Here is a 14,609-nt window from a genome sequence, read left to right on the forward strand (position 1 = left end):
GTCAGGCCCCCTTCCCCTCGTCGAGGCTCTCGGTCCGTCGCCCGGGTGGGGGCTGCGGACCGTAGGGCACCAGGACGGCTTCCTCGCCCTGCTGCCGCCATCGTCGTTTCATGGATGTCAGCGCCCACAGGGCGGCGGCGCCGACGGCGAAGTAGATGGCGAGCACAGCGCCGAAGAAGGGCCACAGGTTGCCTTCGGTGGCCACTGCGTCGCGCGTCAGAAGGTGCCCGACCACGATCCAGGGCTGGCGGCCCACCTCGGTGACGATCCAGCCGCTCTCCAGGCAGACGATCGCCACGACGCCGCAGCCGGAGGCCGCCCGCAGGAACCAGCGGCTGGAGGCGAAGCCGGCACGGCGCCGCCACCACAGCAGGGCGAACCACCCGGCCACGGCCAGCATGAGGAAGGAGGTGCCGACCATGGTGTCGAACGCCCAGTGGACGACGGTGGCCTGCGCGTCGGTCGGTCTGACCTCGGCGGGAACGGCGTCCAGGCCTTTGATGGTGGTGGAGGGTTCGAACCCGGCCAGCAGGGACGCCATGTCCGGCACCTTGATGCCGTATCTCACCTTGCCGTCGACCAGCACTCCGCCCAGCGTCTCCGACACATGGCCGCCGGTCTCGGGGAGCAGTTCGATGGAAGCGAACTTGGCGGGCTCGTCGTTGAAGACCTGCCGGGCGATCGTGTCACCGACGAGGATCTGCACCGGCAGGGCGCAGGCCGCGGTGACGAACCCGACGAGGAAGCCGACCCGGTGGTAGCGGTCGCGGCGTCCGCGGAGCATGCCCACCGCGTAGACGCCGGCCACGACGAAGCCGGCGACGATGTACGCCGCGATGAGCATGTGCAGGAATTCCATCCAGAAGGCGCCGTTGAAGAACACCTCGGCCGGCCGGACGGCGACCACCTCGCCGCCTCGCACGGTGATGCCGCCGGGCTGGTTCATCCAGGCGTTGGCCGCGACGACGGAGGCCGTTCCGCCGATGCTGGCCAGGGAGACGGGGACGCCGGACCAGAAGTGCGCCCAGGGCCGCATCCGGTCCCATCCGTAGATGTAGATGGAGACGAAGATGGCTTCGAGGAAGAAGAACAGCCCCTCGATGGCGAACGGGAAGCCGAAGGCCGAGCCGTAGTTTCCCATCAGGCCGGGCCACAGGATGCCCAGTTCGAAGGAGAGCACGGTGCCGGTGATGGCGCCGACCGCGAACAGCACGGCGGCCACCTTCGACCACCGGCGCGCCAGCAGCAGCGCCTCGGTGTCGCCCTTGCGCAGCCCGCGGTAGTGCGCGACGAGCATCAGGGTGGTCAGGGCCACCCCGAAGGGCACCAGGATGATGTGGAAGCCCAGCGTGAAGGCCATCTGTTCCCTGGCCGGGAGGAGCTGTTGCGGATCTCCCGCGGCGGCCAGGGCGAGGTGGTGCGCGAGCGGATGGATTGTGGTCATGGCCGGTCCTCGTCGTACGTCACTGCTCGGGGCTCGGTGTGACGCGCACCTTGATGTTCTTCATCAGGGGCTGGTTGCTCTGGCGGCTGTAGTCGGCGGCGGCGACCAGGACGTTCATCTCCGGCATGTATCCGGCCGCGCAGCCCCGGGGCATGTCGTAGGCGATGGCCCGGTAGCGTTCGAGGTGGCGCCTGCTGCCGTCCCGGGCGGTGGCGGTGATGTCGACGAGGCTGTCCGGCGCGATGGAGCGGGCACGCATGTCGTCGCCGTTCATCAGGATGAGGGTGCGCAGATTGCTGATGCCGCGGTAGCGGTCGTTGTCGGAGTAGATCGTGGTGTTCCACTGGTCGTGGCTGCGCATGGTCTGCAGGATGAGGACGTCGTCCTGGGGCGGGGCCTCGGGCAGCGGCGCGGCGGAGAACTCCGCGCGTCCGGACGGCGTGAGGAAGACCAGTTCGCGTGCGGGCTGGCGGATACGGAAGCCCAGCGGGAGCCGCACCCGCCGGTTGAAGTCCTCGAACCCGTCGAGGACTTGCGCCATGGTGTCGCGGACGCGGTCGTAGTCCTCGATGTAGGACTCCCATGGGGTCTCGCTCTGCGGGAGGGCGGCGCGCGCCATGCCGGCGATGATGGCCGGTTCGGACAGCAGGTGTGGGGAAGCGGGCTTCTTCATGCCGACGGAGAGGTGCACCATGCTCATGGAGTCCTCGACGGAGACGGACTGCAGTCCGCGCCGCTGGTGGTCCTTCTCGGTGCGGCCGAGGCAGGGCAGGATGAGTGCCTTCTGTCCGTGTACGAGGTGGCTGCGGTTGAGCTTGGTGCTCACGTGGACGGTGAGGGCGCAGCGCCGCAGTCCCTGCGCGGTGTACTCGGTGTCGGGCGCCGCCAGGACGAAGTTGCCGCCCATGCCGACGAACACCTTGACGCGGCCCTGGTTCATGGCTTCGATCGTGGCGACCGTGTCCATGCCGTGCTCGCGCGGCGGGTCGATGCGGCAGATCTCGGCGAGCCGGTCAAGGAACGTCTCCTGGGGCCGGTGGTCGATGCCGCAGGTGCGGTTGCCCTGGACATTGCTGTGCCCGCGCACCGGGGAAGGTCCGGCGCCCTCGCGGCCGAGGTTGCCGCGCAGCAGCAGGACGTTGACGATCTCACGGACGGTGTCCACACCGTGTTCGTGCTGGGTGAGGCCGAGGCACCAGCTGATCAGGGTACGGTCGGAGCGGGAGTAGACGCCGGCGGCCTTGAGGATGTCTGCGCGGGACAGTCCGGACTGCTGCTCAAGCTCCTCCCAGGAGGTGGCTTCGCACAGGGCGCGGTACTCCTCGAAGCCCTGGGTGTAGCGCTCGATGAACTCCTTGTCGAGGGCCTTGGGATCGGTGCGGCTCTCCTCCAGGACCGCCTTGGCCATGCCGCGCAGCAGCGCCATGTCGCCGCCCGCCCGCACCTGGAGGTTGAGGGTGCTGGTCCGGGTCGCCTTGAACAGCGCCATGTCGGTGAACTCGTGGGGCACGATCGTGCTGGTCGCGGCAGCCTCGACCAGCGGGTTCACATGGACGATCTGGGCGCCCCGGCGGTATGCCTCGGCGAGCGCGGTGAGCATGCGGGGTGCGTTGGACGCGGCGTTGACGCCCATGATGAACAGGGCGTCGGCGGTCTCCCAGTCCTTGAGGTCGGCGGTGCCCTTGCCGGTGCCCAGAGCGGCTTGGAGGGCACGGCCGGACGCCTCATGGCACATGTTGGAGCAGTCCGGCAGGTTGTTGGTGCCGAACTCGCGGGCCATGAGCTGGTACAAGAAGGTCGCCTCGTTGCTCAGCCGCCCCGAGGTGTAGAAGGCCGCCTCGTCCGGGCTGTCGAGCGCGCGCAGTTCATGCCCGATGAGGTCGAAGGCGTCCTGCCAGCTGATCGGCACATAGGCGTCGCTCGCCGCGTCGTAGACCATGGGCTCGGTCAGCCGGCCCTGGTCCTCCAGGGCGAAGTCGGACCACTGCGCCAGCTCGGAGACGGTGTGCTGGGCGAAGAACGCGGCGCCGACTCGCTTGCCCGTCATCTCCCAGGTGACATGTTTGATGCCGTTCTCGCAGATGTCGAGCTTGAGGCCCTTGGTGTCGTCGGGCCAGGCGCAGCCGGGGCAGTCGAACCCGCCGTTCTCGTGGTTCATCTTGAAGATGGCACGGGGCCCGTCGAGGAGCGCGCGTTCTTTTATCAGCACCCGGGAGACGCTCTTGGCGGCGCCCCAGCCGGCCGTGGGGTGGTGGTAGGGGCGGTGGGCCGGGGGCTTGTCGCTGGCCGGACCGTCGCCGCCGGTGGCCGTGCGGCCGACGGTGCCGTCGTCCGGGGTCGGCGGCTGGTTCGTTTCCGGTGCGGTCATGTCGTTGCTTCTCTCTGCGGTGAGCGGTTTTCCGAGCGGCGGTTCTCAGGGCGCCGGCGGGGCGGGAGCCCGGGCTGTCGCTCCGGGCGCGCCCACGTCGCCGCGAACGCGGCGGTGACGAACAGGGCGGGGACTACGGGGGCGCTCTCACGCAGCCAGTGGTAGGCCGCGCCGCCGATGACCGCTCCGGTGATGAGGATCAGCACGACAGCCGCGTTGCGTCCTTGCAGGCGGCCTCGGGTGACCAGTGCCACGGTGGCCGAGGTGACCAGTCCCGTCAGGTAGGCGGTGGTGACGTCGCCGCCGGCCGTGGCCCTGACGCCGCCGTTCTGGCAGCCCATGGCGACGGCCAGCAGGAACAGCAGGAGGATGCGTCCGGCGGCGCCCGGATGCTCGTGCCACCACAGCCATCCGCCCGCCACCAGCCAGAGCACGAGGGTCTCCAGCGCCAGAGCGCCCCGGATGCCCAGGGCGGCCCGTCCGCCCCGGACGGCCGCGAGGAGGCTGCCGGCCGTGACGCCGAGGAGGTAGCCGAGGAGCGCGACGGTGACGGAGCGTACCGCGGCCAGGTGCCCGCTGCCCAGGTGCAGGCCCAGCAGCACGGAGTTCGCCGTGACGACGCTCGTGAAGACGCCCGTGGCCAAGAAGCCGAAGGCGTTCGCCGCCCCGGCCGTGAGGGTCAGCAGCACCCGCGTCGTGCCGCTCCGCCCCGGCCAAGGACTCCCGGCGGAGCCCTTCGCCACGTCCGGCATGCTCTTCTCCCTCACTCCTGGTCCTGTCCGCGGACCGTCCGGCGGCAGGTCAGCCGTGGTGGTCGTCGACGCGCACGAGGGGGGTGTCGACCAGGTGCTCGGCAATGAACCAGCACTGCAGCTCGCCCGTGCGGATGATCTGCGAGACGAGCACGTCGTTGGTGCCGTCATCGCCCAGTTCCGCCGTCCGGGCGGCCGCCTCGTGGGCCTGGACGAGGATGGTCTCGTGGGCTTCCAGCAGCCGGGAGAGCATCGCCGGGACCTCCTCGACGCCGTCCGGAGGCCGGGGCACGCCGGTCAGTTCGGCCGCGTGCCGCACATCGCCCACGGCGACACCGCCCAGCGTCTGGATGCGCTCGGCCAGCACGTCGACCAGTTCCAGCTGTTCGGCGGCGTGCTTGTCCAGCAGCAGATGGAGCTGGTAGAACGATGCTCCACGCATCAGCCAGTGGTACTTCTTGTACAGGTGGTAGAGCATCTGTGTGTCGGCGAGCACGTGGTTGAGCCGCTGGCAGGAGTACCGGCGGCTGTCGGCAGTCAGCCCGATGGGGAACTGCTTGACGGTGCCGAACTCCTGGATGACGGGGCCCCTTTGGTGCAGCAGCGGCTGACTGCTGCGGTGCTGCGGGTCCGCCCCTTCGGTGATGGTGGCCATGGCAGGGCTGTCCTTTCGGTCGATCGGGGTCGCACGGCGGGTGGTCCGGCCGGCGCCGGACAAGCTCACTTGCCCAGGAAGTCCAGCAGGGCCTTGTTGACTTCCTCGGGGTGCGTCCAGGCGATGTTGTGCGGGCCCCCCTCGACCGTCACGAACGTCAGATCCTTGATCAGTCCCGGCAGCCGCTTCGCCGTGTTCTCGTACGGAAGGATGCGGTCCGCGTCGCCGTGGATCAGCAGCGTCGGAACATCGATCTTCGGCAGGTCGGCGCGGAAGTCCTCCAGCCAGGTGCCCACGCAGGCGTACGCCGCCCACGCCGATGCCGAGACCGCCACGTTGAAGCTGTTCTGCCACGCCTGGTCGCTGATGCGCGTCCCGGCGTACATGTCGACGTTGTAGAAGTTGTCCAGGAAGTCCTTGAAGTAGGCCGGCCGGTCCTTCAGCACCGCGGCCTTGATCCCGTCGAACACCGAGGCGTCCACACCTTCGGGGTTGTCCGCCGTCTTCAGCAGGAACGGCGGGATGGCACCGAGCAGCGCCGCCTTCGCCACCCGTTCCGAACCGTAGCGGCCCAGGTATCGCGTCACCTCGCCGGTGCCCATCGAGAAGCCGACCAGCGCCACGTCCTGTAGATCGAGGTGGTCGAGCAGTGCCTTCAGATCCGCCGCGAACGTGTCGTAGTCGTAGCCCACCGTCGGCTGGCTCGACTGCCCGAACCCACGACGGTCGTACGTGATGACCCGGTAGCCCGCTTCCAGCAGCACTCGCTCCTGCTTCTCCCAGGAGTGTCCGTTCAACGGGTAGCCGTGGATCAGCACCACGGGACGGCCGCTGCCGTGGTCCTCGTAGTACAGCTCGATCGCATCGCTGTTCTCCTGACCCACCGTGATGAACGACATCACACACCACATCTTTCGTTTCTTGTGCCTGCTCGCCGTTGTGTGGCGCTGCGGGCCCATCGGGTTCGTCTGTCCTGCGTGTCTCATACTCGGCGCCCGTTCACCGATCCGCATCACACGAACGTGCTAGTGCGGCATCGGACAACATCCGCCGTGGGCGGTGGTTGTTCTTGTCGGAGCACAAGGGCGATTTCCGAGTGCGCTGTGCCGGCGCAGGACTCTGCGTGGGCGCGTGAGAGTGAACTGCGCGGCCCTGACGGCAACCGGCTGCGGACCGGGTCCGGGACGTGATCCGCAGTTTCAGCCAGACGGGGTGTCTGGCGCAGCACCGTAGAATATTGTCATGAACAAACCTCTGCGGGCAGTGCTCGGAGAAGATCAGGCCCTCGTCCGTGAGGGCATCGCGACCATTCTGCGCAGAGCCGGCATCACCGTTGTCGCGGCCGTCGGCAACGCGGTGGACCTGGTCCGCGTGACCAAGGAGGAACGGCCGGACGTCGTGATCACCGACATCCAGATGCCGCCGAACCTGACCGCCGACGGCCTTGAGGCGGCGCAGGAGATCCGTGCCACACAGCCGGAGACTGCCGTCATCGTGCTGTCCCAGTTCCTCGATGCCTCCTACGCCCTGGATCTGGTCGGCGACGACCCGAGCGGGGTCGGCTATCTCCTCAAGGAGAAGGTCGCCAGTCCGCAGGTCCTGACCGACGCCGTCGAGCGGGTGGTGGCCGGCGAGTCGGCGCTGGACCCCGACGTGATTGCCACGCTTGTCGGGCGCAAGCGCAAGGAGGACCCTCTGGCGGCGCTGACGCCGAAGGAGAAGGAGGTACTGGCGCTGATGGCCGAGGGACACTCCAACACCGGCATCGCGGACAAGCTCTTCGTGACCGTCCCTGCGATCGAACGCCATGTGACGGGGATCTTCATGAAGCTCGGCCTCAATCAGGCCACCTCCGGCCAGCACCGCCGGGTCCTGGCCGTCCTGCACTATCTCAAGCAGTAGTACTGAAGATGCCCTTGAGATCGGCGTCGAACAGCCGGTCCTTGGCGATGAAGGACTCGATTCCCGCCTGCTCCAGCTCCTCCTGCGACCAGTACGTCTGCTCGGTGGAGGTGAGCACGATCAGCGGCGGCCGCGCCTCCTGACTGATCATGTGCGCGACGGTCATCCCGTCGTCGTCGAGCAGGTGCAGGTCGAGCAGCAGGCCGTCCGGCCGGTGTTCACGCACCGCCGCCAGCGCCGCTGCGCCGCTCTCCGACTCCGCGACGACGCGCAGCCCTCGCGCCGCCAGCAGCGTCCTGGCCATGCGGCGGAATCCTGGATCGTCATCGACGACGACAATGTTGACGGACATGCATTCCAGGGTGCCCGCTGTGTCATCGGGCAGACCATGGGGGAAACCCCACGGTTTGCCGCTCAGCGCACACCGGGATTGTCTGCGCGCACGATGCCCTTGGCCCTGCGAGCCGACGGCGGGCAGGCTGTCGAAGGCCGCGGCCCGGTCCACGAGCCCGGTGAGGCCACCGCCGGTGGTGTCTGTCGACACCCTCCGGGTGCCCCCGTCGGCCGCTTCGGTCCGCGAGGCAGATCGTCAGCCCGATGGATGTGCGGGACGCGTGCATGTTTGACGCCGTTCGTCAACACCTCGCGAGGGGCCGGCCGGGGATGCCGGCGGCGTCGGGCAGCGGATCCCGGGTGAGCCTCAGCCCGGTCGGCCGTGTCACCGCTGACCGGGTAACCAGCCGTCTTCACAAGGCGATCCGCCGGCTGCCGGCGTAGACGTTCATGGAGTCGCCGCGCAGGAAGCCGACGAGGGTCATACCGCTCTCCTCGGCGAGGTCGCACGCCAGCGACGAGGGCGCGGACACCGCGGCCAGCACCGGGATGCCCGCCATGACGGCCTTTTGCACGAGCTCGAAGGAGGCCCGTCCCGACACCATCAGCACGCTTCGGGACAGCGGCAGAAGACCCTTGCGGAAGGCCCGTCCGACCAGTTTGTCCACCGCGTTGTGCCGGCCCACGTCCTCCTGGAGGTCCAGCAGTTGGCCCCGCTCGTCGAAGAGCGCGGCGGCGTGCAGCCCGCCGGTCCGCTCGAACACCCGCTGCCCCTGTCTCAGCGCATCGGGCAGCGTGGCGAGCACCTGCGGCGTGAGGGAGAACGAAGGGTCCTCCGGCATGGGCCAGCGAGCCGTGGTGCGTACGGCGTCGAGGCTCGCCTTGCCGCACAGGCCGCAGGAGGAGGTGGTGTAGAAGTTGCGCTGGAGCGCGAATTCGTCGGCCGTGACACCGCGGGCCGTCCGCACGTCGACGACGTTGTACGTGTTGCGTCCGTCTTCGGTCGCACCGGCGCAGTAGGTGATGGTGCGCAGGTCGTCCACGGAGGCGAGCACGCCCTCGCTGACCAGGAAGCCGGCGGCCAGCGCGAAGTCGTCGCCGGGCGTCCGCATGGTGATCGCGAGCGAGCTGCCGTTGAGACGTATCTCCAGCGGCTCTTCCGCGGCGAGGGTGTCGGCCCGCGCGGAGACGTTTCCGTGGCGCACTCTGATGACTCTGCGGCCTACTGCGGCTCGTCCCATGATTTCAGCCTTCACCGTGTGTCGGACGGACAAGTCCCCGAGGTCCTGACGGAATCTGCCGGGAAGCCTGGCCGAGGAATGAGATGCCGGACCGGGCGGGCCCCGCCGGGAACGGCAGAGGGCCGAAAGCGGGCTCGGCGGTGTGCGGCGGGCGCTTGCATGCGGACCTGCCGCACTGGTGACCGCAGCTCTTGGCCGGACCGAGAGGCCGTGGCGAGGGGAAGCATAACGCGCGCATCTGCCCGTCTCGTTTCCGCGGAGTTCCCAGTCGCCACGCCACCCCCGTGCCTCGCGACGCGGCGCGCGCCGTGCATGTGCGTGCTACCGAGGCCCGTCCGGGACGAGCGTCGGCCGTCCGCCCCGAAGGTTCCGGCGGCCCGCCGCCCACATCGTCGGGGCGTCCGCTTGCCTTTCCGAAGCACATGTTCGTGCGATGTCCGGCGGGCCGGCCGGGCCGCACACTCCGAGGCACAGGTGAAAGGAGCTGCGGTGAACCCCCTGTCCCGAACCGGCAGCGAGCCGGACGTCCACAGTTGTCCCGGGTCGCCGGATCCCGACCGCTGGCATGCCCTCGGGGTGACCCTGGCCGCCGGCTTCATGATCCTTCTGGATGTGACGATCGTGTCGGTGGCCCTGCCGTCCATGCAGCGTGATCTGGACGCGTCCGCCTCGGCCGCGCAGTGGGTCGTGTCGGGGTACGCGCTCACCTTCGCGCTGGCCCTTGTGGTGGCGGGCCGGCTGGGAGACGCCGTCGGCCGCCGTCGGATCTTCCTCATCTCCCTGTCCGCCTTCGTCCTGTGCAGCGCGGCGGTCGGCGCGGCGCCCACGATGGCACTGGTCGTCGTGGCGCGGCTGGCCCAGGGAGTGTCGGCCGGCTGCCTGGCACCGCAGAACTCGGCGCTGATCCAGCAGTTGTTCCAGGGGTCCGAACGTGCCCGGGCCTTCGGTCTCTTCAGCGCCACGGTGGGCATCTCCAGCGCCGTCGGCCCCATCACCGGTGGCACCATCCTCACCCTGGCGACGGGTACGGACGGCTGGCGCTGGATCTTCTACATCAACGTGCCCGTCGGGGCGGCGGCTCTCGTGCTCGGCTGGCGCCTGCTGCCCCGGGCGGTGCCCGGCGGGCGGACACACCTCGATCTGGTCGGGGTGAGCCTGCTGGGGGGCGGCGTCCTCGCCCTGATGTTGCCGCTCGTCCAGGCCGACTCCGGCGGAATACGGCACCTGTGGTGGCTCTTCCCCGTCGGCACGCTGCTCCTGGCGGGCTTCGCCTGGTGGGAGAGACGATGTTCGGCGCAGGGGCTGGACCCTTTGGTGGATCCCCGGCTCATCACCGGCGTGCGCGGCTACGCGGCCGGAGTTCTCCTGGCCACCGTCTACTTCGTGGGCTTCAGCGGCATCTGGCTGGTCTTCGCTCTCTACTTCCAGGACGGGCTGGGCTATTCGCCGCTGGAGTCGGGGCTCGCGGTCGCGCCCTTCGCGGTGGGCTCGGCCGGAGCCGCCGTGGTGGCGAGCCGGCTGGTGGAACGCACGGGCCGGCTGCTGACGGTGCTGGGGCTGACCGCGGTGGCGGTGGGGCTGGGAGCGACGGCACTGCTGCTGTGGCTGGTACCGCCGCACACCGCAGTCTGGACGCTGATACCGGCACTGCTGCTGAGCGGTATCGGCAGCGGCTTCGTCATCTCGCCGAACGTGACGATGACGCTGCGGGAGGTGCCCACGCGGATGGCGGGAGTTGCCGGGGGCGCCCTCCAGACGGGCCAGCGGCTGGGCGCCGCGGTGGGAACGGCGGTGCTGCCGGGGTTGTACTACCTGGCGCTGGCCGATCAGGACGCATATCCGGCCGCGGTCGCCTTGGCCGTGGGCGTCGGCGTCCTCGCGGTTCTGGTGGCCCTGGGGCTGGCGTTGGCGGACTGGCGCACCGACCGCAGGACGGCCTCCTTGGACGCCCTGCCCCGTGCTCCGCACCGAGCTGAGGAAACGTCCCGCACCGGGGCAAAACCGTGAGGTCGCCTCGCGCGTGTGAACACCTGCTCTGCGCGGACACCGTGTTCCGCGTCGGGAGCCGGGGTTGCCTGCGGGCCGGTGCCGACCTGGCGCGTGTGGTGAGCCTCACGGGCGGACGCGGGCCGCCTCGACTTGGTGCGAGAAGCGTGCGGTGGCTTCCCTCTCCTCGTCGCAGGAATCGGGAAGACCGTCCGCGGCACGGCGCGCTGCCGGCCGGCCCGCCCCCCACGCCCCTGCCGGGCCGGCCTTCCGGGGCGCGGGGTGACGCCGGGCCGGTTGCCGCCGCTCACCGGCGCCGGGTGCTTCAGGCCGGTACGGGGATCCGCACCAGGATCGAGGTACCGCCGCCGGGAGGTGAATCGATGGCCAGCGTGCCGTCGAAGGCGGCCACACGGTCGGCCAGCCCGGTCAGACCGCTGCCGGCCGTGGCCTCGCCCACACCGCCGACGCCATCGTCCACGACGAGTATCCGCAAGACGTCCGTAAGGTCAAGGGAAATATCTATCCGGGACGCTTGGGCGTGTTTGACCGCATTTGTCACGGCCTCGGCCACAACGAAGTACGCGTTCGTTTCCACGGCAGAGGCGATTCTCCGGTCGTAGGTGCTCTCGACGACGGCGGGGACGGGGCACCGGGCGGCGAGGTCCCTCACCGCCGCCGCCAGGCCCTTCAGCGTCAGCACGAGTGGGTAGATGCCCCGTGCGAGTTCCCTCAGCTCGTCGATCGCTGTCTGCGCGTCGGCGATCGACTGGTCCAGCAGCTCTGCCGCGGACGTTTCCGTGTCGGTGAGCAGTTCCCGTGCGAGCCGGAGCCCGATCATCAGGCTGACGAGCCGTTGTTGCGCCCCGTCGTGCAGGTCACGGGCCGTGCGCCGTTGCACCGCCTCGACACTCTCCATGGTGCGTCTGCGGCTGTCCTGCAACGAGGCCGCCATGGTGTTGAAGGATGCTCCCAGCGCCCCGACCTCCGCCGTGCTACTGGGGGGAATCCGCACGGTGAGGTCGCCGCCGGCCAGCCGTTTCGCCGCGTCCGCCGCCTGGCGCACCGGCCTGACGACGGCGCGGTGCTGGAACACCGTGAACGCAGCCACCAGTGCCATCGACGCCGCCAGTCCCACACCTGCCGCGATCACCGCGCATTGTCCGTTGTCCCTGGCCGCCTCTTCGCGCCCCGCGAGCCTCGCCCGCTCAACCGCCGTGTACCGGTCGAACTGGGCCCGCAGCGCATCGACGCGCCGCTTGCCCTCGGCCACCGTCGCCAGGCTGGACGCTTCGGGATCACCTCGCCGGACCTCGTTCACCAGCGGGATCGAGTAGTCGTTGAGCAAAGACTCCATGCCTTGCGTGATCTGTCCGGCAACACGCCGCTGCTGGGGAGAGGCCGCGGCCTCGGTGAACCGCCGCGCGCTGGTGGGGAGTTTCTGCTGCGCCGACCGCCACGGCTGGAGGTACTCCTCCCGCTCGGTGATCACGAAGCCGCGCTGCCCCGTCTCGATGTCGAGGAGCAGTTGTTCCATGCCCACGGCCTCGACAAGGGCCGCCCGGGAGACGCGTCTCGCCGAGGTCGCGTCGTTCGCGTCTTCGATCGCCCACAGCAGGACGGCGAACATGGCACCTATCAACAGGGCGAGCAGGCCACTGGCCGCGATGGTGAGGCCCGTCAGCCTCAGTCGCCAGCCTCTGTACCACGGTCGTACACTCATGCTCCGCCTAGCGATCAAAAGAAACAGAACGACGAGCAATGTAGCCACATGTGAACAGAAAAGTTCAAGCAGGCATGAATAGGCACCGGCTTCGGCGTCGTCCGGCTCCGGCCGGACGGTCCTTCGTCCGCCCCGCGCCCGGGTGAGCCGCGGTCCGTCATCACCGGTCTCGCGGGGCTCGGCCGCGGCGCGCGGACGGAGGGGGTGCTCAGCGTTCGTCCTGCGTCGGGGCGGACGTGAGGCCGGCGATGCGGTAGATGTCCGCCTCCTCCAGCGTCTCCCGCTCCAGCAGCGCGACCGCCAAGGTGTCGAGCAGGTCGCGGTGAGCGCGCAGGGTCCGGCACGCCTCCTCGTAGCACTCGTCGACGATACGGCGCATCTCGCCGTCGATCACGTCCAGCGTCCGCGGCGCGGCGGACAGGCCGTACGCCTGCTGGGCGTCACCCGGAAGGGCCGACAGCCGTCCCACCTTCTCGCTCATCCCCCAGCGGGCGACCATGCCCCGGGCGATACCGGTGACCTGCTCCAGGTCGTTCTCCGCGCCGGTGGTGATGACGTCGTAGACGACCTGCTCGGCCGCCATGCCGCCGAGCGCGCCGATGATGCGGCCGCGCAGATATGCCTCCGTGTAGGCGTACTTGTCGGCGTCCGGCGTGGACAGCGTCACGCCGAGGGCCCGTCCACGCGGCACTATGGTGATCTTGCGGACCGGGTCGGCGCCCGGCTGGAGCATGCCCAGCAGGGCATGGCCGCTCTCGTGGTATGCCGTCCTGCGCCGCTCCTCCTGCGGCATCACCAGCGGCCGCGCCGCGCCGAGCTGCACCTTCTCCAGGGCGTCGGAGAAGTCCTCGCCCATGACCCGGTCCCGGCCGTGCTTGACCGCGAGCAGCGCGGCCTCATTGGCCAGGTTGGCCAGCTCCGCGCCGGTCATGCCGGGGGTGGTGCGGGCGAGCCGGGCCAGGTCGACGTTGGGGGCGAGCGGGATGCTCCGGGTGTGGATGCGCAGGATGGCCTCCCGGCCGCGCCGGTCCGGCGGCGAGACGTTCACCACCCGGTCGAAGCGTCCGGGCCGGGTCAGCGCCGTGTCCAGGACCTCCGCCCGGTTGGTGGCGGCGATGACGACGACACCCTCCGAGCCCGAGAAGCCGTCCATCTCGGTCAGGATCTGGTTCAGCGTCTGCTCGCGCTCGTCGTGGCCGCCGACACTGGAGCCTGCGCGGGCCCGGCCGATGGTGTCGATCTCATCGATGAAGACGATCGACGGCGCGACCTTGCGCGCCTCGGCGAACAGTTCCCGCACCCGGGAGGCGCCCACCCCCACGATCATCTCGATGAACTCGGAGGCCGAGGCCGAGAAGAAGGGCACGCCCGCCTCGCCCGCGACCGCGCGCGCCAGCAGCGTCTTGCCGGTGCCCGGCGGGCCGGCCAGCAGCACGCCGCGGGGCATCTTGGCGCCCATCGCCCGGTAGGTGTCCGGGTGCTTCAGGAAGTCGACGACGTCGTTGAGCTCGCCCTCCACCTCGTCGATGCCGGCCACGTCCGCGAACGTCGTACGCCCGTCTCCCGGCTCAAGCGCGACGGGCTTGGGCGTCTTGCGGCCCAGCACACCTCCCGCGCCGCCCAGTGCCCCGCCGCCCATCCGCCGCGTGACGATCACCCACACGGCGATCAGCAGCACCGTCGGCAGGAGCGACACCAGCAGCGACTCGCCCAGGCCGGGCCCCTGCGCGACCGGTTCGGCAGTGACCGCGACCTTCTCCTCGGTGATCCGCGCCCAGAGCTGCTTGTCATCCGCGAAGTCCGGCTCGTAGGTCTTGAATCGCGTGTACGTGTCGCGCTTGCCGCCACCGGGCACCTGCCTGGGCCTCTTCAGCGTCCCCTGGATCTGGGAGCCCCGCGAGTAGACGCTTTCGACGTTTCCCGCGTCCAGTTGCCCGACGAAGACGGTGTAGTCGACGGACGTGGTGCCGTCACCGCGTACGTTGCTGTACAGGAAACCGGACGCAACGTACACGAGAAGTACGATTGCGGCCTGCATCAGGCAGCCGCCCCTGAGACGCCGTCCGTTCGGCGACGCCGGCGATCCGCCCGGAACTCCTTCGGTACGCCAGGCCCGGTGCGGGTCATGACGCGGCGGAACGGGATCAGACATCTGGTTACTTCTCCTCAAATGGGGCGCGGCTGTTCACGGCACGGAGCACGGTT

At 69.6% G+C, this 14,609-nt stretch carries 11 protein-coding genes; 2 read left to right on the forward strand and 9 right to left on the reverse strand.

The features are described from left to right. Position 1 precedes the first annotated feature (1 nt). The 5 genes from ACFYTE_RS27755 to ACFYTE_RS27775 form a co-directional block, all read right to left on the reverse strand. On the reverse strand, positions 2 to 1,444 hold the full coding sequence (locus tag ACFYTE_RS27755; protein ID WP_388715863.1) for a cytochrome ubiquinol oxidase subunit I: 1,443 nt from the start codon (positions 1,442 to 1,444) through the stop codon (positions 2 to 4). A 19-nt stretch (positions 1,445 to 1,463) separates the two neighbouring features. Further along, positions 1,464 to 3,812 (reverse strand): FdhF/YdeP family oxidoreductase, encoded by a 2,349-nt coding sequence (locus ACFYTE_RS27760; protein WP_388715866.1) that lies wholly within the window; start codon positions 3,810 to 3,812, stop codon positions 1,464 to 1,466. Continuing rightward, the gene (locus tag ACFYTE_RS27765) at positions 3,809 to 4,564 is read right to left on the reverse strand and encodes a YoaK family protein (RefSeq protein WP_388715869.1); all 756 of its coding nucleotides are present in this window, start codon (positions 4,562 to 4,564) and stop codon (positions 3,809 to 3,811) included. Before ACFYTE_RS27765 ends, ACFYTE_RS27760 begins: the two co-directional genes overlap by 4 nt. Positions 4,565 to 4,613: 49 nt before the next feature. Continuing rightward, positions 4,614 to 5,219 (reverse strand): Dps family protein, encoded by a 606-nt coding sequence (locus ACFYTE_RS27770; protein WP_388715872.1) that lies wholly within the window; start codon positions 5,217 to 5,219, stop codon positions 4,614 to 4,616. A gap of 65 nt (positions 5,220 to 5,284) precedes the next feature. After that, a complete protein-coding gene (locus tag ACFYTE_RS27775) occupies positions 5,285 to 6,118 on the reverse strand; it encodes an alpha/beta fold hydrolase (protein WP_388715875.1) in 834 nt (277 codons plus the stop codon). 343 nt (positions 6,119 to 6,461) lie between these two features. Here ACFYTE_RS27775 and ACFYTE_RS27780 point away from each other — a divergent pair, with 343 nt between their 5' ends. After that, positions 6,462 to 7,121, forward strand: coding sequence for a response regulator (locus ACFYTE_RS27780; protein WP_388715878.1), 660 nt, complete (start codon positions 6,462 to 6,464; stop codon positions 7,119 to 7,121). Here ACFYTE_RS27780 and ACFYTE_RS27785 read toward each other — a convergent pair. Together ACFYTE_RS27785 and fdhD are read right to left on the reverse strand one after the other, a co-directional pair. After that, positions 7,111 to 7,473: a response regulator gene (locus tag ACFYTE_RS27785; protein WP_388715881.1), complete on the reverse strand. Its 363-nt coding sequence runs from the start codon at positions 7,471 to 7,473 to the stop codon at positions 7,111 to 7,113. The two genes, ACFYTE_RS27780 and ACFYTE_RS27785, sit on opposite strands and share 11 nt — an antisense overlap. Positions 7,474 to 7,867: 394 nt before the next feature. Continuing rightward, a complete protein-coding gene (gene fdhD / locus ACFYTE_RS27790; RefSeq protein WP_388715883.1) occupies positions 7,868 to 8,695 on the reverse strand; it encodes a formate dehydrogenase accessory sulfurtransferase FdhD in 828 nt (275 codons plus the stop codon). A 489-nt stretch (positions 8,696 to 9,184) separates the two neighbouring features. Between fdhD and ACFYTE_RS27795 the strand changes: the two genes are divergently transcribed. Then, positions 9,185 to 10,702, forward strand: coding sequence for an MFS transporter (locus tag ACFYTE_RS27795; protein ID WP_388715886.1), 1,518 nt, complete (start codon positions 9,185 to 9,187; stop codon positions 10,700 to 10,702). Between the two features lie 304 nt (positions 10,703 to 11,006). On the opposite strand, the gene ACFYTE_RS27800 is transcribed toward ACFYTE_RS27795, so the two are convergent. Together ACFYTE_RS27800 and ftsH are read right to left on the reverse strand one after the other, a co-directional pair. Then, entirely contained in the window at positions 11,007 to 12,404 is a 1,398-nt protein-coding gene (locus ACFYTE_RS27800; RefSeq protein WP_388715890.1) for a CHASE3 domain-containing protein, read from the reverse strand. 208 nt (positions 12,405 to 12,612) lie between these two features. Next, complete coding sequence (gene ftsH / locus ACFYTE_RS27805) at positions 12,613 to 14,556, reverse strand: ATP-dependent zinc metalloprotease FtsH (protein WP_388715893.1); 1,944 nt, start codon at positions 14,554 to 14,556, stop codon at positions 12,613 to 12,615. Positions 14,557 to 14,609 lie beyond the last annotated feature (53 nt).

It is taken from the genome of Streptomyces sp. NPDC004629, from assembly GCF_042873595.1.
Classification (GTDB): Bacteria; Actinomycetota; Actinomycetes; order Streptomycetales; family Streptomycetaceae; genus Streptomyces.